This is a genomic window from Winogradskyella pacifica, assembly GCF_003386275.1.
Lineage (GTDB): Bacteria > Bacteroidota > Bacteroidia > Flavobacteriales > Flavobacteriaceae > Winogradskyella > Winogradskyella pacifica.
The window spans coordinates 83,971-106,399 of the sequence record NZ_QREI01000010.1; the positions used below are offsets into that span (position 1 = coordinate 83,971).

At 33.3% G+C, this 22,429-nt stretch carries 15 protein-coding genes; 12 read left to right on the forward strand and 3 right to left on the reverse strand.

Translation table 11 applies throughout. The annotated features are described in order from the left end of the window. The 3 genes from DFQ09_RS17115 to DFQ09_RS17125 form a co-directional block, all read right to left on the reverse strand. Positions 1-1,425 carry an L-serine ammonia-lyase gene (locus tag DFQ09_RS17115; protein WP_115812553.1) on the reverse strand — a complete coding sequence of 475 codons (1,425 nt, stop codon included), beginning with the start codon at positions 1,423-1,425 and terminating at the stop codon, positions 1-3. Positions 1,426-1,549: 124 nt separating this feature from the next. Continuing rightward, entirely contained in the window at positions 1,550-2,086 is a 537-nt protein-coding gene (locus tag DFQ09_RS17120) for a collagen-like protein (RefSeq protein WP_115812555.1), read from the reverse strand. 168 nt (positions 2,087-2,254) lie between these two features. Beyond that, on the reverse strand, positions 2,255-5,794 hold the full coding sequence (locus DFQ09_RS17125) for a choice-of-anchor I family protein (protein WP_115812557.1): 3,540 nt from the start codon (positions 5,792-5,794) through the stop codon (positions 2,255-2,257). Positions 5,795-6,043: 249 nt separating this feature from the next. Here DFQ09_RS17125 and dnaK point away from each other — a divergent pair, with 249 nt between their 5' ends. The 12 genes from dnaK to DFQ09_RS17185 all read left to right on the forward strand — a co-directional run bounded on the left by dnaK (position 6,044) and on the right by DFQ09_RS17185 (position 22,428). Then, positions 6,044-7,957 carry a molecular chaperone DnaK gene (gene dnaK, locus DFQ09_RS17130; RefSeq protein ID WP_115812559.1) on the forward strand — a complete coding sequence of 638 codons (1,914 nt, stop codon included), beginning with the start codon at positions 6,044-6,046 and terminating at the stop codon, positions 7,955-7,957. Between the two features lie 352 nt (positions 7,958-8,309). Further along, entirely contained in the window at positions 8,310-8,825 is a 516-nt protein-coding gene (locus DFQ09_RS17135) for an outer membrane beta-barrel protein (protein ID WP_115812561.1), read from the forward strand. 56 nt (positions 8,826-8,881) lie between these two features. Further along, positions 8,882-9,448, forward strand: coding sequence for an RNA polymerase sigma factor (locus DFQ09_RS17140; protein WP_115812563.1), 567 nt, complete (start codon positions 8,882-8,884; stop codon positions 9,446-9,448). After that, complete coding sequence (locus DFQ09_RS17145) at positions 9,435-10,205, forward strand: hypothetical protein (RefSeq protein WP_115812565.1); 771 nt, start codon at positions 9,435-9,437, stop codon at positions 10,203-10,205. Before DFQ09_RS17140 ends, DFQ09_RS17145 begins: the two co-directional genes overlap by 14 nt. A gap of 20 nt (positions 10,206-10,225) precedes the next feature. Further along, the gene (locus DFQ09_RS17150) at positions 10,226-11,275 is read left to right on the forward strand and encodes a hypothetical protein (protein ID WP_147298367.1); all 1,050 of its coding nucleotides are present in this window, start codon (positions 10,226-10,228) and stop codon (positions 11,273-11,275) included. A gap of 226 nt (positions 11,276-11,501) precedes the next feature. Further along, positions 11,502-12,731: a class I SAM-dependent rRNA methyltransferase gene (locus DFQ09_RS17155; RefSeq protein WP_115812569.1), complete on the forward strand. Its 1,230-nt coding sequence runs from the start codon at positions 11,502-11,504 to the stop codon at positions 12,729-12,731. 205 nt (positions 12,732-12,936) lie between these two features. Then, positions 12,937-13,884, forward strand: a complete 948-nt coding sequence (locus tag DFQ09_RS17160; protein WP_115812571.1) for an NAD(P)H-dependent flavin oxidoreductase — start codon at positions 12,937-12,939, stop codon at positions 13,882-13,884. Beyond that, positions 13,884-14,318, forward strand: coding sequence for a hypothetical protein (locus tag DFQ09_RS17165; RefSeq protein WP_115812573.1), 435 nt, complete (start codon positions 13,884-13,886; stop codon positions 14,316-14,318). The genes DFQ09_RS17160 and DFQ09_RS17165 overlap by 1 nt, the downstream gene beginning before the upstream one ends. A gap of 93 nt (positions 14,319-14,411) precedes the next feature. Next, positions 14,412-15,134: a DNA alkylation repair protein gene (locus DFQ09_RS17170; RefSeq protein ID WP_115812575.1), complete on the forward strand. Its 723-nt coding sequence runs from the start codon at positions 14,412-14,414 to the stop codon at positions 15,132-15,134. A 30-nt stretch (positions 15,135-15,164) separates the two neighbouring features. Beyond that, the gene (locus DFQ09_RS17175) at positions 15,165-15,539 is read left to right on the forward strand and encodes a VOC family protein (RefSeq protein WP_115812577.1); all 375 of its coding nucleotides are present in this window, start codon (positions 15,165-15,167) and stop codon (positions 15,537-15,539) included. Between the two features lie 118 nt (positions 15,540-15,657). Beyond that, positions 15,658-15,978, forward strand: a complete 321-nt coding sequence (locus tag DFQ09_RS17180) for a YtxH domain-containing protein (RefSeq protein ID WP_115812579.1) — start codon at positions 15,658-15,660, stop codon at positions 15,976-15,978. 348 nt (positions 15,979-16,326) lie between these two features. Further along, entirely contained in the window at positions 16,327-22,428 is a 6,102-nt protein-coding gene (locus DFQ09_RS17185) for a PAS domain-containing sensor histidine kinase (RefSeq protein ID WP_181897208.1), read from the forward strand. Position 22,429: the final 1 nt, after the last annotated feature.

A 22,429-nucleotide genomic window follows, 5' to 3' on the forward strand; every position in this document is an offset into this window, starting at 1 on the left:
CTAACAGTCTGTAAGGTTAACGCCAACAGCTAAACCACCTTCAGAGGTTTCTTTATATTTAGAGCTCATGTCTTTTGCGGTTTCCCACATGGTTTGTACCACTTTATCAAGTGGAACTTTTACGTTTTTAGGATCTGTTTCTAAAGCTAGTTCTGCCGCATTAATGGCTTTAATTGCTCCCATAGAATTACGCTCAATACATGGTATTTGAACTAAACCACCAATAGGATCACAGGTTAGTCCTAAATGATGTTCCATCGCTATTTCTGCAGCAACTAAAACTTGTTCTGGTGTGCCTCCTAATAATTCTGTTAAGGCACCGGCTGCCATTGCGGAAGAAACTCCGATTTCGGCTTGACAGCCTCCCATTGCAGCACTAATAGTGGCATTCTTTTTAAAGATACTACCAATTTCGCTCGCGACTAGTAAGAATCTTTTAATGTGGTCAAAACCAGCATCGTGATTTTCAATCACCAAATAATACATTAATACAGATGGAATAACACCAGCGCTTCCGTTTGTTGGAGCAGTAACTACACGACCCAACGAGGCATTCACTTCGTTAACCGCTAAAGCAAAACAACTGACCCATTTTAAAATCTGGCGGAATTTTACTTCCGTTTTTCTAATGGTCTCGAGCCATTCTTGTGGGTTTTCATAAGTATTATCTCCTATAATATTTTTGTGCATGTCAAAAGCACGTCGTCTTACGTTTAATCCACCAGGTAAATTGCCTTCGGTATGGCAACCTGTGTACATGCATTCTAGCATGGTGTTCCAAATACGTTTTAATTCAAAATCTATAGAGGCTTCATCTCTTATGGATTTTTCATTTTCTAAAACCACACCAGAAATTGGTAATTGTAACTGGTCACAAAACTTAAGGAGTTCTTTTCCGTAAGCCACAGGATAAGGAAATGTACAATAGAAGATTATTTTATTGGCTTTAGATACTTTTCGTTCTTCTTGTACCACAAATCCACCACCAATAGAGTAGTAGGTCGATTTATAATTTCTACCGTTAATTAGTGCTGTAAAAATCATTCCATTAGAATGAAAAGGTAACGATTTACGATTAAATATAATATTCGATTTAAAGTCGAAAGGAATAGCTCTTTCGTTATTAAAGTTTAAAACATGATTTGTCTTAACATCGGTAATAATTGTATCGATATCCTCTATAGGCATACGCTCAGGATCAGTACCAGTTAATCCTAAAATTACAGCAAAATCTGTGGCATGTCCTTTTCCTGTTAAAGATAAAGAACCGTAGAGGTCTACGGTGATTTTTTCAACCTTATCAAAACGGTTTTTAGTTTTTAATTCTTTAATCCAACGTTCGGCTGCTCTCCAAGGTCCTAATGTATGAGAACTTGAAGGGCCTACACCAATTTTTAGCATGTCGAAAACTGAAATACACTCCATCTACGAAATCGTTTTAATTATATTACAAATATAGGTAGATGTTAATTCAATGGTGGCAATTTCCGAAATAAAAAAAGCCTGAAAATTGAATATTCAGGCTTTGTGTTTTTCTTTGAAAGTAAGTTTATAGTGTTTCAAACTCTGTTATATGAAATGCTTCTATGACACTGTCTAAGTTTGCAAAATCAATATCAAGGCTATTAACAGGATCTGCAGGTAAAATAACGATTCTAAAAACCTGATTTTGAGTAAAGCCAGTATCTAAAGTTGAAAGGTTAAAGTTTCCATCTATTAACAATTTAACATCAAAAAAGGTGTGATTAAACACATATTGAATAATATCAGTGTCGTTAATAAAGAAGTTCTGAGGAAGCGGAGACCATGCATCAGTATCTTGTCCGTTAATAGTTACTACTTCATCTAATCTATAAACTAAAACAACATCGCTATCTAGCAAGTCATAAGGCAAAGCTACAATTACTTCCTGAAGACCTGTATTGTTATCGTATTGAAAATTAATTGGCGATACCTCAAATGATTGTGCAGCATATTCATCTGCTGGTATACCTGGTGCACCATCAAAACCTGGAGGGCCTTGGTCTCCTGTACAAGACGTTAATATAAAGGTAAGGGCAAATAATAAAGAGGCTATTTTTTTCATGATGATATAAAATTTAATTAATTACTAATGTATTGCTATTTGTTATCAAACAGCATGCCCTTTTAGATATTATTAAGATTTAACTTCTAAATGAAAAATGATTAAATTATTACAACAAAAAAAGCACCTTCAATTGAAGGTGCTTTTCATGGACATAAATTAGCAGATTTATTTAATTAAAAGCTTGAAGCTTTCTCCATTTCTTGTTTTCAAAATATAAGTACCAGAAGTTAAGCTTGGTAGTTTGAAATCCATTGTATTTTCCTCAGATGTTATTTCACGACCTTGAAGATCAAATAAAGTCACTGAAACCGTTTTATTAAAATATACCATTTGATTCGATTTTGAAGGATTAGGATACATTTTTAAGGATTCAGATTGCAACGTAAATTCATCTGTACTTAAGGCTGTGGCATTAAGCGCATAGAAACTTAATGTAGAACTTACCTCGTTAGCCATAATTACTAAACCTGTATCATTAGGACTGTTTTCTGGCGTCACATAAATAATACCTTCTGGTGCTAAATCACCACCTTCATCGTCGCCTAAATCTCTATTGTTCATGTATTTTTCAAATACCGGATTTGCTGGGTCGGTAATATTATACGTCATAAACCCACCAACACGTTCTAAAGTTATAAACGCATAAAATTGACCATCAATTTCTGTGACCGTTACACCTTCTGGCTCAGGACCTTTATTATCACTTCTGTTTTTAAAGTTATTATTGCTATTGCTTACGTTGAAAAGTGATCCGTAAACAGGATCGTTTGCAGTGATGCGTTCAAAATCATCAGCGCTATCATAAACTAAAGCACCTGTAGTTGCATTCCAAATGCTAAAAGAACGAGAGCCAAACACATGAATTTCATCAAAATCACCATCATTGTCTAAATCACCATTGGCATTTGTAGCGGTTAAGCGACCTAAATTGCTTTCTAGTTGTAAGAATTCCGCGTTCGGAAATACAATTGGATCTAAGTTTAAATCACTCACGTTCACTTCTTCTTCAAAAGTATCATACTCTCTAGCGTCACCTTCATTTGCAGTCACTAAATAAGTCGTTCCGGCAACTTCATAAGAGGCCATAGCATCTGGCATGTACATACCTTTTACTGGCCAATTAGATAAGAACACAAAATCTGTTTTATCTGATGTGTCTAATGTATTTCCTGCTAAAGCATGATTTTTTAAGCCTAAAGGAAGAATAGCTGAGATTGTGTTTGATGCTAAATCAATAACTCCAACGGCATTGTTTTCTTGAAGCGTTACATAAGCAGTTTGAGAATCACTAGAGAATGTAATGTATTCTGGTTCTAAATCTTGAGACACTGAAGCATTTGGTCCAAAGATTCTAACACCATTAGTTTTTAATGTTTCAATTTGAGTATCAAAAGAATTAAAGTTTATTTGCGTAACGTTAGTTTGAGAAATATTACCCAATCCACCTGTAACATCAATAACAGAAATACTACCTTCAGGATCTACAGAATAATCATCATTTGGTTGACCTTCATTAGCGACTAAAAGTTTTGTGCCATCTGGAGTAAATCCAACCATATCTGGAAGATTTCCAGCGGTCACAGTAAAAAGAATTGTACCATCAATATCACAAAAAATAACCACACCATCTTCTAAAGGCCCTTTTGAAATACCAAGAGCGACTATATTATTCATGTAAGCAACACTTGTTGGATCACCATACGTAGATAAATCAATAGCACTAAGTGTTGAGATTGCATTAATATCCGAAAAATCTATTATCTCTAATTTTTGTCCTGTGGAGTTCAATACAAATAAACGTTCAGATACAGGATCGTGAGCTACAATTTCTGCAGATCCATCAGCATCTACTAAATAACTGGTGACATATTCAATATTTAGTAAATCAGTTGCAACAGGAATCGTAGTGTCATTATCTAAAATATAAATACCAACAGTTTCATAAGCGCCAAGCGTTCCATTATTAGGATTTGAAAGCTTTAAAATGAAAAGTTCATCCATTTCGGCAAGTTCATCATCTGTAACAGGAATAGTAAGTGTAATAGCCTCTGTTGAATTTGCAGGAAAGCTAATAGTTTGGTTTACAAAAGTGAAATCATCAGTTTCAGTAGCTGTAAGTAATTCAGTGACTAAGCTAATATCAACAGAAACGATTTCTGATGTAGGTCCAGATAATTCAACTGAGATATCAATAGAAACTCCATCCTCACTAATACTATACGTACTTTGAGTAAAACTAATTTGAGGTGTTACATTAGTGACAGGAGTATAGCTTCCTGGTGAAGCAAAAATAGCGTCACCAAGCGATTGACCAACTAGGTTTGTGGCGGCCGTCCAATTGGTTCCTTCATTAAAGTCCGCATCAGGATTTAATAGCTCTAAAGAAGGACCGTCGCCATCAGCAGAAGTTGGCCAAGGAGCATCGTCGCTATATTCTACTTGAGATATAACATCTCCATTAGAATTTTTAATTTGAAGTAATTCACCACCATTGCCTATAGCATTAGAAATAGCTTGTGGCATATCTAAAAATGTTTCACCATAAAAAGCATCAGCAGTGATTTTGTCAGTAGCTAACAATACGATCTCACTAGCAGCAACTGACATTTCAGGAAATGTAAAATTAAAATTACCTTCATCGTTAACTGTTATACCCCCTAAATTAATAGAAGCTGTACTATTATTATAAATTTCTAAAAACTCTAAAGCATCAGAGTTATCAGAAGGAGCGTTGTACATGATTTCAGTAATAATTAAACCAGAAGTTAAGGCATTGTAAAAGAGGTTTTCACTAACATAAGCCGTTGTTTGTGTATTGGTAAATACATCTTCAAGATTGTTAACGGTTAGATTATATGCCAAACCTTCTGTGAAACCTGAGTGCGTCACAGTTGCTGTCATAGTAGCTATGTCATATACAACAGTGTCAACGGTCAAAGCGGGACTAAAAGTATAGTTAGTTAATATTTCAGCAGTAGTTGTTGTTACATTTTCTGTAAAGACCACTTCTAACGTTGTTTGGTCTAATGAGTATACATTAGCAACACTTGGAGGGTTGGTGTCTGTCGTGGAGATTACAAACGGAGTCGTGTTAAAGGGTAAACTAGCATCTGCTTCAAAATTGTAGTTACTCATATTATTTAAAGCAACATTATAACCATTAGCGGTATACCCCGTTCTTGGGCCATTGTAAACGGCTAATGACGTTCCGTTAACATAAGTTATAGCCGTAGAGCCTTCTGTAAGTCCGGTGCCAATTAAACCTGTTCCAACACCATCATCATAAGCCGAAGCTGAATTTGCAACAGCCGTTATAAATGTAGTAGGTGTATCTATATCGGCACCTTGGTATACAAAGATAGCTTCAGATGATGCCGAAATGCCACCAGGAGAACCAATAATAGTTCCATGAGATACGCTTGGTGTTGCACTAATAGTATAAAAGGTAATAATTGATCCTGCGACAATGACATCTGAACCAGTTTGCCATTCATAATTCGCTTCACCAGAATTAAAAGCGGTGCCTGTCCACTCTTTGTCAGAAAAAAAGATACTACTATTTGCTGGTATGTCAACAAACGTTACCAGAGCAAAGTCGTCATCGTCATTGGCATGAAAAGCCGTAAATGCCATGTCGCCAGTATTGAGCTGAGCACTAGCAATACATGTAAAAAAGATAAAAAATAAGCGTAAAAAATGTTTCATAATTTTTTGGTTGTTTTAGTTCTTGTAAAACTATCAAGCGGAGGTTTCGTTAGTATATACTCAGTATTATAATAGGATGAAGAAATTATTATGAATGTTATCTACAGGTATTTTAAGTGTTATGAGCCATTGTAACTGATAACGATTTATTAAAGTGACATCATGTCATATTTTTTGCCATGGCATAATCATTGACTAATACATACCGAGTTAAAAAAATTATAACACAACAAAACATATATATTTATTATGAGTAAGATTATTGGAATTGATTTAGGTACAACCAACTCTTGTGTTTCTGTAATGGAAGGTAATGAGCCAGTTGTAATCCCAAACGCTGAAGGTAAAAGAACAACACCTTCGGTTATCGCTTTCGTAGAAGGTGGTGAAATTAAAGTTGGTGACCCAGCAAAAAGACAAGCAGTTACTAACCCAACAAAAACAGTTTATTCTATTAAGCGTTTTATGGGTAACAAGTATTCTGAGTCTAAAAAAGAAGCAGAACGCGTACCATATAAAGTGGTAAAAGGTGATAATGACACACCAAGAGTTGATGTTGATGGTCGTTTATATACACCTCAAGAATTATCTGCAATGGTGCTTCAAAAAATGAAGAAGACTGCAGAAGATTATTTAGGAACTGATGTTACTGAAGCTGTAATTACAGTACCAGCATATTTTAACGATGCACAAAGACAAGCAACTAAAGAAGCTGGTGAAATAGCAGGACTTAAAGTTCGTAGAATTATCAACGAACCAACTGCTGCTGCATTAGCATACGGAATGGACAAAAAAGGTGTAGACCAAAAAATCGTAGTATTTGATTTTGGTGGTGGAACACATGATGTATCTATTTTAGAATTAGGTGATGGTGTATTTGAAGTATTATCTACAGATGGTGATACACACTTAGGTGGTGATGATGTTGATCAACGTATTATCGATTGGTTAGCTGAAGAGTTTATCGCTGACGAATCTATGGATTTACGTAAAGACCCAATGGCTTTACAACGTTTAAAAGAAGCAGCTGAAAAAGCGAAGATTGAATTATCTTCTTCTGCACAAACAGAAATCAACTTACCTTACGTTACAGCAACAGCTAGTGGACCAAAACACTTAGTACGTACATTAACACGTTCTAAATTTGAGCAGTTAATCGACGATTTAATCAAACGTACTATTGAGCCATGTGCTTCTGCTTTAAAAGCAGCAGGTTTATCAAAATCTGATATTGACCAAGTTATTTTAGTTGGTGGTTCTACACGTATTCCTGCAGTTGTAAATGCAGTGGAAACGTTCTTCGGAAAAGCTCCAAGTAAAGGTGTAAATCCTGATGAGGTTGTATCTTTAGGTGCAGCGATCCAAGGTGGTGTTTTATCTGGTGATGTAAAGGATGTTCTTTTATTGGATGTTACTCCATTATCATTAGGTATTGAAACTATGGGTAATGTAATGACAAAGTTAATTGAGTCTAACACTACGATTCCTACTAAGAAATCGCAAGTATTCTCAACAGCAGCAGACAATCAGCCATCAGTAGAAATTCACGTATTACAAGGTGAGCGTCCAATGGCAGCAGATAACAAAACGATTGGTCGTTTCCACTTAGATGGAATTCCACCATCAAGAAGAGGAACACCTCAGATTGAAGTAACGTTTGATATTGATGCCAATGGTATCATTAAAGTATCTGCTACAGATAAAGCAACAAACAAAACTCAAGATATCAGAATTGAAGCGTCATCTGGATTAACAGAAGAGGAAATTCAAAAGATGAAAGCTGATGCAGAAGCAAATGCTGAATCTGATGCGAAAGCAAAAGAAACTGCTGATAAATTGAATGAAGCGGATGCAATGATTTTTCAAACAGAAAGTCAGTTGAAAGAATTCGGTGATAAATTATCTGATGATAAAAAAGCACCAATTGAATCAGCGCTTGAAGAATTGAAAACAGCATACGAAACAAAAGATATCGCAGTAATCACTCCAGCTTTAGAGAAAATCAACGAAGCATGGAAAGTAGCAAGCGAAGAAATGTATAAAGCGCAAGCAGAAGGTGGAGCACCAGAAGGTGGACCAACTGACGCAGGTGCTGGTGCAAAAGGACAAGCTGCTGATGATAGTAGTGATGTTGAAGATGTAGACTTCGAAGAAGTTAAGTAAGCAGAGAACCAACTTTTGCTTTTTTGTGAAAGTTGTGTGAATTGCTTATGCCAACAAAGGTGGGCATCTTAGAGAACCAAAATATGTTTTTGGCATATTTTGAGTGAATCACTTATCCCAAACTTGTTTGGGGATCTCAACAACAATTAAAGTCAGAAGCTTGAAGAAGCTAAAGACTGAAATTATATAGTAAAAAACGCAATCATTAATTTGGTTGCGTTTTTTTATTTGCCTTTTTTCTAATTTTTTTTGATTCTCATCCAACCCTTTTAGTTTTAAAAGCGTTTTTAATAATAGAAGCGAAACTTAAGTGAGCTTTAAACAAACTAATAATCATTTAAAAACACATTTTATGAAAAAAGTAAACTACATTATTGTTTTAGCCTTTATCTTAAGTATTAATTTAATATCTGCTCAAGAAGAGAAAACGGATACATCAAAATTTTCATTAGGGTTTACTTTAAGTGAACAGTTGGTTGGTAAAGATTCTGGCGAAAACATTGAAGGAATTTTGGGCTATGCCATTACTTCCAATATGAGCATATATTTGTCAGCGGCAAATGCCACGATGAGAAGTAAAGCATTAGATTCAAATTATAAATTAGATAAATATGCGATTCAAGTTGCTCATGATTTTGCAAAATCTGAAAGCACAAAACTAGAATCTATATTAGGGTTTTCATATCTCAATTTTGATAAAAAAATTCTTGAAGACGATAACAATGGACTAGGTATAGATTTAGGAGTTCAAACCACTTTTAACTTAGAACATAGATTAAATTATGGGTTAAGAATTGTAGTAACTTACAGTAGTTTTTCACCAGGAGCTATATTGAATGCCGGTATTAATTTTAGTTACAGAATATAAATCACTTTTAAATAGCCATATTTTAAATTACCTTATTCAATTATAAGTATAAAATAATGTCAAAACTAGTATCTATAAATCAAAGTGTAAGTGAGCTGGTTGGATTAGCACAAAAATCCAATCAAAAAGCGCAGCTAGCACTATATGATACCTTTTCGGGAAAGATGCTTGGTGTTTGTAGGCAATACATTAGAGATTTACAATTTGCAGAAGATGTAATGATCACATCGTTTCATAAAGCATTTCAAAATATTAATAAATATGAGCCTTATGGTAGTTTTGAGGGGTGGTTAAGACGCATAATGGTTCGCGAATGTATTTCGTATTTACGCATTCAGAAGAATAAATTTAATGTGGTTGAAATTGGAGATTATTATTTTACACAACCAGCGTCAACGACAGACAATTCAACTTCGGATAGTATACAAAAGGCAGTCGACCAATTGCCAATTGGTTGTAAAACAATTTTTAACCTTTATGTGATTGAAGGTTATAAGCATAGAGAAATATCGGAGCTTTTAAATGTAAGTATCGGTACTTCAAAATCGCAATTAGCACATGCTAAAAAGCTTTTAAAATGTAGTCTGGCTAATTTAAATTATAAAGACAATGGAACCCAATAATATAGAAAAGTTAATTCAGGACAATTTTAAAGACCGGCATATAGAGCCGTCTTCACAAGCCAGAGAGCGCTTAATTATAGCCTTAAACTCGAAGCCAAAAAAGAAGAAAAAACTTTGGATACACTATGCGGTAGCTGCGTCTTTGGTTTTAGGTTTGATTTTTGTTGGTGGTACGTTTTTGTTTCATGAAGGAGTCGAAAAGCAAGCCATTGAAATCAGTTATGAAAAGGATGTACCTAAAGAAACACAGCAGCAACACACTTCAGATTCTGTAAATCATAATAAGGCTATAGTATTAGAAGCGCAGCAAGACTCTGAACAAGAACCTAAAATAAGAAAACAGTTTAAAATAGCTTCAAATTTAAATGAAACGGTTTCTAAAAATACAGTTACAAAACAAGACATTGAAACTACTGAGGAAGCTAAATTACTGACGGAAAATTCTACAATTGTTATAGATAAAGATCTTGTAAAAGCTAAAGAATCCGAAGATATAGCAGTTATAAAGTCTCCCCAACAATTTCAATATATTACAGCAGAGGAACTTTTGGCGTCAACAGGAAAGGATAGTAGTTTAAATTTAATTCAGAATAAAAAACAATTATCAGATTCTTATTTAAATGCTGACCAACTTTTACTCGAAATGGAAAAAGAACTATTCGACGAAAAAAACAAAAGCATTTTTAAGAAAGCAGGTAAGCAGCTTAAGCAAATAAACGAAGCTGTTGCCAACAGAAATTACGAACACAACAATTAATCACGTTAAACCATTTTATTATGAAGCAGACCATTTTATTAGTTGCCATACTATGTTGTACGCCATATTTAATGGCACAGACCAATATTTTTGAAGAAAAAGCCGCAATTATTGCTTCGAGAATTGATTCTATCACCACTTCAGAAAAAAGCATCTTAAAAAAAGAGATTAAGAAGATTGATAAGAAGGTAGAAAAAAATGAGATCACCGCAGACACAGCTGAGGTAGAAAAAAAGAAACTAGCCGCTTACCATGCTAAACGTATTAATGCTGCTGTTTTTATTGAAGAACAAAAGCTACAATTATTAATTAAAAATAAAGTTAGAGGTAAATTAGAGCGTACTGAGGAACCAAATAAACCATTCATAAGCGTTTTTGAAGAGGAAAATTTTTATAATGATTCTATTAGCGGTTTAAAAGTTGAAAAGCGTTTCACAACTCAATTTGTCTTTGCTTTAGGTATAAATACCGTTTTAAATGGAGGTGATTATTATGGAGATGGCTTTAAGGTGAATCCGATAGGTTACGGTGAGTTAGGCTTTACTTTTAAATATAGACTTAAAGAAAATACAAATCTTTGGAATCTAAAATTTGGATTATCAATGATGACAGATGAAATAAGACCAAAAGAGGATAATGATGTATTGGTTACTAATGGTAACCAAACGACGCTTGAAGATATTGGTTTTGACTTAAAAAAATCGAGATTAAATAATTTATCATTTGGAATTCCTGTGCATTTAGAATTAGATTTTTCAAAGCCACAATACCACAGTAAAACGGAGCAAACCTATTTAAGATCTCAGCGTGGTTTTAGATTAGGTCTTGGGGGATTTTTCTCAGTAAGGACTCAGACGTCTCAATTTATTAAATATAAAGAAGGAGGTAAAGATATAAAGCAGACAGAGACTTACCACTTTAATATGAACAGTTTTAATTTTGGACCAAGTGTTTATTTTGGTTATAGAGATGTAAGTATTTATGCAAAATATGATATGAATCCCGTATTTAAAGATAATCCTGAAGACATAAATACACTTTCAATTGGTTTAAGGGTGGATATAAATTAGAATGTAAATCCAATTATTTGGTTTGTAAATTCAACGTAATCACTTTAGAATTCCTTAAGTCGATTACGTTTTCTTTTATGAATTTTTGAATCTTCAATTTTAGATGAAAACCAACTCTTTGTATTGATGTTGATCCCAATTATCTTAAGTAACATGTTTAACTGAAAGCATCAATTTTCACTATTATTTATTTAAGTTTTGTACTTTCGAAGTCTAATATATAAGAATGTCTTTTTCAATCCAAATCAAAACCGATTACACCCCAAAACGATTAGCTGTAAAACTTAACGCTAAAGGAGAACAGTTCGTAGTTAAAGGGCATCCTTGGGTGTTTTCTAATAGTATAGTTAAGATTAACGATGATGCTAATACAGGTGATTTAGCTATCATTTTCAGTAAGAATAAAAACAAAGTCGTTGGTTTAGGATTGTATGATGCAGATTCTCCAATCCGTATTAAAATTATTCATAATGCCGAAACTAAAGTTGAGGTTAATGCCGATTTTTTTCAGCATAAAATTAAATTGGCTTTTGAGAAGCGTTCAGAGTTACTTTTAACCAATACTAATAGTTACCGCTTATTATTTGGTGAAAATGATGGTTTCCCTGGGTTAATAGCTGATGTATATGATTCCGTATTAGTGGTAAAAGTATACTCCGAAATTTGGTTGCCTTATTTAGAACCTATTCTAGAAAGTTTACAAAAAACGTCAAAGGCTGAAACCATCGTAATGCGTTTAAGTAGAAGCTTGCAGAATAGTAAAAACCATTCTTTAAAGGATGGTGAAGTTATTTTTGGTACACTAAACAATGAAGTTGTAGAATTTGTAGAACATGGTGTTAATTTTTCTGCCAATGTTATAAAAGGTCACAAAACGGGTTATTTTTTAGATCATAGAGACAATAGACGACGTGTTGGCGAATTAAGTAAAGGCAAATCAGTTTTAGATGTGTTTTCTTATGCTGGTGGATTTTCAGTACATGCTTTAGCAAAGGGGGCAACCGATGTTACAAGTTTAGATATAAGTAAGCAAGCTTTAGATATGGCTCGCGAAAACGGAAAATTAAATGCTTATACAGGTCAACATAAAACTATCTCGGGTGATGCATTTGCAGAAATGAAGGCGTTAATAGCAAAAGGTAAAACCTATGATGTTGTAGTAATCGATCCACCAAGTTTTGCTAAGCAACAATCAGAAATAGATTTAGCAAAAAAGAAATATGCACAATTAGCTGAACTAGGAGAGCAGCTGACTGCTAAAAATGGACTTTTAGTTTTAGCATCATGCTCTTCTAGAGTATTGGCACAAGCTTTTTTCGATTTGAATTCTCAGGTCTTAAATTCTCAATCAAGACTTTTTGAAACAGAACTTAAAACCAAACACGATAGTGATCACCCAATTGCATTCCCTGAAGGAGCCTATTTAAAATGCGGCTATTATCGATTTTTAGAATAATACAAGTTCTTTGTAAATGAAAACTACCAGAGTTTTATGGTAATTTCATAATTTAGAACTCTAATTTTAGTGTTATCTTAATAATGGTGAGATTTATTTCATAATTCGCAACCAACTGTTATGCACGCATAATAAATTACTTTATATTTGTAATCATATAACTAAGTTATAATAATACGTTTTTCATTTTATTAGCAAAAAAACTATGCAAACCAAACTTACTGAATTACTCGATATTAAGCACCCAATTATTCAAGCACCAATGTTTTTAGTCTCTAATGTTGCTATGGTAACAGAAGCTATGAAAGCGGGAATAGCAGGTTGTATTCCAGCATTAAACTACAGAACTTTAGAAGAGTTAAGATCAGCTTTAAAAGAACTTAAGGCTAGTAAAGTTGAAGGTGGTTCGTTTGGATTCAATCTAATTGTGAACAAATCTAATGTAAAGTATAAAGGACAGTTAGAAGTGATTTGCGAAGAAGGTTGTGACTTTATAATTACCTCTTTAGGCAGTCCGGAAGAAACCATCAGACAAGCCCATGCTGTAGGTATAAAAGTGTTTTGTGATGTTACCGATTTAAGATTTGCCAAAAAAGTAGAACAGTTAGGTGCTGATGCGGCAATCGCTGTTAATAATGAAGCTGGTGGACATAGAGGAAATTTATCACCAGAAGAATTAACAAATTTGTTAAGTAAGGAATTATCAATTCCTGTAATTTCTGCAGGTGGAGTCGGTTGCAAAGCAGATATCGATAAAATGTTAAGCTATGGGGCAGATGGAGTTTCCGTTGGTAGTCCTTTTATTGCATCAGTAGAAGGTGGTGTAACGGACGATTATAAACAAGCTTGTGTAGATTACGGAGCTAAAGATATTATAATGACAGAACGTATTTCTGGTACTCCGTGTACGGTGATTAACACACCTTATGTTCAGAAAATAGGAACAAAAGCTACTTGGATTGAAAACCTATTAAATAAGAATAAAAGCCTAAAAAAATGGGTAAAAATGATCCGTTTTTCAATAGGGATGAAAGCGACTGAAAAAGCAGCGAAAAAAGCGACTTACAAAACGGTTTGGGTGGCTGGCCCAAGTATTGAGCATACCACAGAGATTCTTCCGGTAAAAGCTATAGTAGAGAAATTAGTTAATTAATGGCGATAACTTCAAAGACCATCAAGTACAGTATAATTATTATAGGGATTTTAGGATTGCTTTTTATCGGAGCTATACTTTTTTTCATTTTATATGAATCTAAAAAAGATATTTCCAAAGAAGAACCTTATGTTTCTTTTTTAAATAAACCTCAAAAATTAAAAGCAATTAGTACCGTTCGTTGGCATAAAGACAACCTACGTTTTAGTCATTACAGTTTGGAGGTTAATGATGATTCTTACCATAATAATGAAGATGTTAAGTCTGTAAAACAATACCAACCAGGTGATGTAATTACGTTTCATGCAGCAAAATCATATTTTAGTAATCATGTTGGAGAAAGCTTTTATCTTATCGCTCGCGATACTTTAGATACAGGTGAAGTTATAGAATTTCAATATTACTACACACCTGATACTTTACCTTTCGATTAATACGATTCTAATTCAGAAAAAAAAAAGACTTTTGAAGCGGAGATTAGTTTTGATACTATTATAATACTTACTTATAAGAACATAATCGATTATATGACCTATAATGAAATCATAGACTGTCTTTATGACTTACAAGACAAAGATAAAGTGGTGTTTAAAGCGAAGAAACTCGGAATTATCTCAAATAATTCATTAGGCATTTATCATAAGGATTTAAAAGTAATAGCTAAAGAAATTGGTACGGACAACCAACTAGCTTTACAGCTTTTTGATAGCGGAATTTATGAAGCGCGTTTATTATGCAGTAAACTATTTAAGCCCAAAGACGTTACAGAAGCGCTCATGGAAAAATGGGTAAAGACCTTTGAGAATTGGGAAATATGTGATAGCTTTTGTATGGGGTTGTTTTCAAAAAGCGACTTTGCTATTGCTAAAATATTAGAATGGTCAGAAAGAGAATCTGAGTTTGAAAAAAGAGCCGCATTTGCTACTTTGGCATCATATTGTATGGCAGATAAAACTTCAGATAACGGCTTATTTGAACCGTTTTTCTCAGTTATAAAACGTGAGTCTAATGACGATAGAATATACGTTAAAAAAGCAGTCAATTGGACTTTAAGAAATATAGGAAAACGCAATGTAGACCTCAATCGTAGAGCTATAGAAGTCGCTCATGAAATCCTAGAATTTGAAAGTAAATCAGCCCAATGGATTGCAAAAAATGCTATAACCGAATTACAAAAAGAAGGCATTAGAATGTCCGATTATCCGAGAGCTATTTATAGAATTCCGATTGCTAAGATTCATGAAGCTTAAATGTCACTTTATTATTTATAATTTAGATGTATGAAATTAAAGCCAAAATCTATAAGACCATTCATAGGTTCAAAAGATTACAACCTTTCTAGAGAATTTTATCGGGATCTAGGATTTGATGAATTTGTTATTTCTCATAATATGTCTGTCTTTAAAACAGGTGAATTCTCCTTTTATTTACAAGATTATTACGCAAAAGATTGGGTAGATAACACCATGGTTTTTCTAGAAGTTGATAATGTTCAACACCATCTGCAACATTTGAAGCAAAGTAGATTAATAGAAAAGTACGAAAACGTCAGATGTTCAGATATTGTTTATAATGATTGGGGAAATGAGTTTTTTCTTCATGATCCTTCAGGTATACTTTGGCATTTTGGAGAATTCAAAACCGAAGTTAAATAACCGTTTCTAATAGCTTAATATTTTCATAAACTATTGGTACTAAATTTGTTTGTAACAAAACAGCCTGTTTTACGACGTATAATGTAGAACACATGTTTAATAAAAAAAGAAAAAAGTTATGATTAATAAAGGAGCAATAGTATTAGGAGCATTAATTGGAGCAGCGGCAGGAGTGTTGTTAGCCCCAGAAAAAGGAAGCGTTACTAGAGATAAGCTTAAAAAAGAAGGTAAAATAATTAAAGATCAGGTTACTAGCGATTTTTCTGAAGTAAAAGAAGATTTATCTAAAGCAGCCGCTTCTGGTAAAGAAAAGTTTAAACAAGATTTAGAAGATTTCGCTTCAAAATCGAGTTATAAAACAGAACAAGCCATTACCTTTTTAGAAAAGCAATTAGCTATTTTAAAAGATAAGAATAAAACACTACAGAAGACGAGCTGATATAATGTTTTCACTCATATTATAAATTTATTTTTTCGCAAAAATGAGTCTTTTCAAACCTTGAAAAGACTCATTTTCATGTTTTTATAAAAAGAACTACTCAGCGTGGTTTTTATTAACTTAATGTACATCGTTTAAAAATATTAACAAAATTTTTGTATTTTAACATTTTATTTATACGTATTACCCCAAGTCATATTCGTCTTTTTATCTTTTTATAAGTGACTATTAATGAATTGAATGTGTCTCATATAACATATGTATATATGGGCAATATTGTAATATAGCATGTGTATTTAACGCATCTGATTTTATTAACAGATGCATTTGTTTGTAGAAAAACTGTTAATGAAGAGATTAGAACATTCTATCAAAAAAAGATATTTATTATTTATATCTACAATTATATTAATCATTATAGCCGCATTATTTATTCTTCAAAGTAGCGTTAATGATCAAAAAGAAGTGGCTTTATTAATTAATAAAGCATCTGAGCAGTGTATGTTAAACGAACGTATGAATAGCTTAGTATATTCTTTTGAAAGTCTTAATGGAGATACGATCAGCTCAGAAACAATAGGGGCGTTTAAAGACTATGTTGATGAATTTGAAAACACACATCATTATTTAGATTCTGTAAATAAACAAGAAGGAGGAAGTAAGGTATTAGATTCTTTACTTAAAATAACAGATACACAATCACAAAAAATAGTTTCGTCTAGTAGGAATATTATAAACAATCCTAATAAAAATTTAATTGCCGAAGATGTAAATAGTATAGCAGACGCAGAATTGCCTTATTTCTTAACGATGCAGTCTGTAATTAGAGAATATCAAAAGAGTGCTGATAAAAATCTTCAAAATCTTTTACAAACGATTTATACCCTTGCCTTTATTGCAATATTAATATTAATGGGAGAATTCCTATTTATTTTAGTTCCTGCATTAAAGCAATTATTTGAGCAAAATAATAAACTTGTAGAAGTAAATAGTGAATTAGCAAAATCTGAAACCAAGATAAAAGAAAATTTATTAGAGCTAACAAGTCTTAAAATAGATTTAGAAAAAAAAGAGGCTTATAATAAAGTCTTTATTGAGCAAGCACCAACAGCTATTGCCATGTTAGATAATGATATGAGATATATAGCAGTATCTCAGCGGTGGGTCACTGATTTTAAAATGGAGAATGAAGAGATTATTGGTCGTAGCCATTATGATATTTTTCCAGAAATAGGTGAGGATTGGAAAGAGAAGAATCAAAGATGCTTAAATGGTGCTATTGACATTTGCGATGAAGCACCTTTTGTCCGTGCGGATGGAACCGTACAATGGATTTTTTGGGATGTACGTCCTTGGTATATTTCAGAAGGTAAGATTGGAGGTTTGCTAATGCATACAGGTGATATAACACACCTAAAGGAAAAGGAAGATGAAAAAATTCGTATAGAAAAAATATTAGAAAAATCTAATGAAGTGTCTCGTATTGGGACATGGGATATCGATTTAATAAAAGGCGATCTGTTTTGGAGCAAGATTGTTTACGAAATACACGAAGCACCTGAAGGCTTTAAACCAAATTTAGAAACAGCAATTCAATTTTTTAAGGAAGGAAAGAGTAGAGATACTCTTGAAGATGCCGTAAATGAAGCTATAAAGAACGGTACCTCTTATGATGTAGAAGTAGAGTTAGTGACCTTAAGAGGTAATATTGTTTGGACACGTGCTATTGGACAGACAGAAGTTGTAAATGGAAAATGTATACGTGTTTTTGGAGTGTTTCAAGATATAAATGAGAAGAAGCTTTCTCAAATAGCTTTAAATAAGGCGCATACAGAGTTGAAAGCTATTTTTAACTCTAAAGCGATTGCTATTGTTGCTACGACTAAAGATGGTATTATAAGTAAATTTAATCCCGGAGCGGAAGCTTTAACGGGGTATTCTGCAGATGAAATGATAGGTTTAGAAAGACCTATTTTGTACCATTTCAGAGAGGAATTAGATAACTTTACAGCGGATATTGCGAAACAATATGGAAAAAGTCTTACCGGTTTTAGCGCACAACAAGAATTAGCAAAATATAATGCTTACGATACGCGAGAATGGCACTACCTGAGAAAGGATGGATCGATTCTACCTGTTCAATTAACCTTAACATCCATTAAAGATGAGAAAGGTGAAATTATTGGCTTTTTAGGTGTATCTACAGATGTTTCAGAAAAAAGAATGGCTCAAGATGAGCTGTTGCAAAAAAATAAACAATTAAATTTTGCTGAAGAGATAACCCTATTAGGAAATTGGCAATGGGATATAGCTACCGGCAATATTGAAAGTTCTAATAATCTCTATAATATTTTTAATCTCAATAAAGATATCGATGTTTTAAATTTTGATACTTATTTTAATTTGGTTCATCCTGAAGATAAAGAATTTGTAGGTACCTGTGTAAGACAAATTATTGAAGAAAAAACATTTAATAAGTTTATACACCGTATTGTAACAGGTGATGGAGTGGTGAAAACCATTCAGGTATTAGGTGAAGTTGTTACAAATGGTAATGGAGAGATTATTAAAATAAATGGCACTAGCCAAGATATTACAGCGACAAAAGAAGCAGAAATAGAATTGAATAATGCGCACATGCAATTAAAAGCAATCTTTAATTCTGGTCCTATTGCAATTGTCTCTACCGACAATAATGGAATATTTAGTCATTTTAATAGTGGTGCGGAACATTTATTAGGCTATTCATCTTCGGAAATGGTAGGGTTAAAAGCACCTGAAATTTATCATATAGAAGAAGAACTAGACCAATTTAGAATTGATATAGCAGAAAAATATGGTATGGATCCTGATGGATTTGATCCTTATTTGGAATTAGCAAGACGAAATGAATATGATACTCGGGAGTGGACGTATAAAAGAAAAGATGGCTCTACGTTTCCTGTAGAATTAACCTTAACGGCAATTAGGAACGAACAAGGTGAAAAAATTGGATTCTTGGGTGTCGCATTTGATATTACTGAGAAGCAGGTAGTAAAGAATGAGATTTTAAGAAAAAATCAATTATTAAACTTTGCTGAAGAAATTAGCTTATTAGGAAATTGGCAATGGGATACCGTTGCAGATAAGGTAGAATGGTCTAATAACTTGTATAATATTTTTGGGCTCGATAAGGAGGTACAAACATTAAGTTTTAATACGTATTTTAATTTCGTTCATCCAGAAGATAAAGACATTGTAACCGATTATTTTGACCAGACACGTGTAGAGAAAAGACTTAAGCGACTTACCCACCGTATTATAGCAGGTAATGGTGAGGTTAAAACCGTACAACTTCTAGGTGAAGTTATTACCGATCTATTCGGTAATATTATTGAAATGATTGGAACCTGTCAAGATATTACAGCCGCTTATGCCGCAGAAAGAGAATTATTTGATGCCCACACGCAATTAAAAGCAATATTTAACTCTGGTCCATTAGCCATTGTATCGGTCGATAATGATGGTATTATTACGCATTTTAACTATGGTGCAGAATTTTTACTAGGCTATTCCGCTTCAGAAATGATTGGATTAAAGAAACCAGAGATTTATCATTTAGATGAAGAGCTCATTGCTTTTAAGGAAGATATTGCTAAAAAGTATAATAAAGATCTCGACGGTTTTAGTCCTTATTTAGAATTGTCAAAGCATAATGCATACGATACAAGAGAATGGACGTTTAGAAGAAAAGATGGTTCAACGTTTCCTGTAGAGTTAACATTAACGGCCATAAAAAATAACGAAGGAGAAAAAATAGGCTTTTTAGCTGTATCAAATGATATTACTGAGAGAAAAATTACTCAGTGTGAACTGATACGGAAAAACCAAATACTAAATTTTGCAGAGGAAATTACGCTGATGGGGAATTGGCAAGCAGACATTATAAATGATACCGTTAAATGGTCAACGAACCTTTATCGTATTTTTCAATTAGATGAAAGTACTGACACAACACTAAATACATATCTTGATTATACGCACCCAGAAGACAAAGAACGCGTAGCGGAACACATGTGCAAGGCAGTTGAAAATAAAACGTTTACGGATTTGTCGCATCGAATTCAATTAAAAGATGGTACCGTAAAAATTGTTCAACTTTTAGGTCAAGTAATTACAAATGATGTTGGTACTGTTACAGAAATAATTGGGACGTGTCAAGATGTAACAGCTCAGAAAACTGCAGAAATAGAACTTATTCGTAAAAATCACTTTCTAAGTTTTGCAGAACGGATAACCATGATGGGGAATTGGCAATGGGATGTTGTCACCGATAGCTTAAAGTGGTCTTCTAATTTGTATAAAATATTTGAACATGATGAAAGCTTAACGGATTTAAAATATGATACATTCTACAGCTATGTTCATCCAGAAGATAAAGAATATATTACGAAGTATGTAGAGGGTTCATTCTTAGCAAAAAAGTTTCCTAGTAATTTTATACACCGTATTATAACTGGTAGTGGAAAAATAAAAACAGTGCATTTCTTAGGCGAAGTTTTCCTTAATGAGCAAGGTGAAGTTATTGAAATGATGGGTACTTGCCAAGATATTACCGAACAAAAGATGGAGGAAAATAAGTTTAGAGGCTTATTAGAATCGGCTCCAGATGCTATGGTCATTGTCGATGAAAACGATGAAATCCAATTAATTAATAAAGAAGCTGAAAAATTATTTGGTTACCAAAGTGACGAGTTGATTGGTAAGAAGGTAGAAATGCTTATTCCTAAAAGATTTGAAGGCATGTATACAGAACATCGTGCTAGTTTTTTTAGTAATGATCCCGAGAAACGTTTAACAACAGGGAGAAATGAATTATATGGTTTAAACAAGGAAGGTAAAGAAATTCCTATTCAAGTAAGTCTTAGTCCTCTTCAAACTGAACAGGGACTATTATTATCAGCAGCGATAAGAGATATAACGGCTCAAAAACAAGCAGAGAGTGAAATTTTGCGCAAGAATCAGTTATTAACTTTTGCTGAGAAGATAACAATGATGGGGAATTGGCAATGGAATCTTATTACCAACGCTGTAGAATGGTCTGCTAACCTTTATAATATTTTTGGAGTTGAAGAAAATACAACGATATCGTATGATACCTATTTTAGTTTTGTTCATACAGATGATAAAGATCGAGTAACAGCACATGTAGAAAGGTCAATTAAAGATAAAAACTTTATTGATTTAATGCATCGTATCACTTTATTAGATGGAACAATAAAAACCATACAGCTTTTGGCCGAAGTTATCGTAAATACTACTGGTAATGTGGTTGAAATGGTTGGTACTTGTCAAGATGTAACGGCACAGCGAATGGCAGAAAACAAATTTAGAGGCTTGTTAGAGTCTGCACCAGATGCCATGGTAATTGTGAATGCAGAAGAAAATATTCAACTTATTAATAAACAGGCTGAAAAATTATTTGGTTATTCAGCAGAAGAATTAATTAATAAACCTGTTGAAATTCTTATTCCTAAGCAATCTTCAGAAGACTATGTTTCCTATAGTGACGGTTTTTTCTCTAACCTAAATGTAAGTGCTATGGGAGTAGGTAATGAAAAAGAACTATTCGCTATAAATAAAAGCGGCATAGAAATACCAATACAAATAAGTTTGAGCCCGCTTCAAACAGAAGAAGGCTTATTAGTCTCGGCAGCTATACGAGATATAACGGTTCAAAAATTAGCACAAACTAAAATAATAAATGCTAAAAATGATTTAGAAGTTTTAGCACAGAAATTAATTATTCAAAATAGTCAACTTGCAGATTTTGCACAGATTACGTCTCATAATCTCCGAGCGCCAGTAAGTAATTTAAATTCTCTTTTAGGGTTTTATGTAGAATCGGATGATAATGAAGAAAAAGACTTTTTGTTTAAAAAATTCGAAGCAGTTATTAGTCATCTTACCGTAACCTTAAACACGTTGGTAGAGGCGTTAAAAATTAGAAGTGACAATTCTAGGAATAAGGAAGTTATTCGATTTGAAGACGTGCTGAGAACCACAACAGACATTTTAAGTGGAGAAATATTAAAAACTAGTGCTATAATTAAAGCAGATTTTTCTAAATTGCCATCAATAAATTATGATAAAATTTATTTAGAAAGTATTTTCCTTAATTTGATAGGAAATGCTATAAAATATAGGTCTAAAGATAGAGACCCACAGATTAGTATAGAATCTGAAAACCACAATGGGAAAATAAAATTAACAATAACAGATAACGGTTTAGGTATAAACTTAGAGAGACATGGTAATAAAATTTTTGGTTTAAATAAAGTATTTCACAGACATCCAGATGCTAAAGGCGTGGGGCTATATATGACCAAAACACAAATTGAAGCGATGGGCGGAGCTATTAATGTATCAAGTAAAGTAAATAAAGGGACAACGTTTACAATAATTTTTTAAT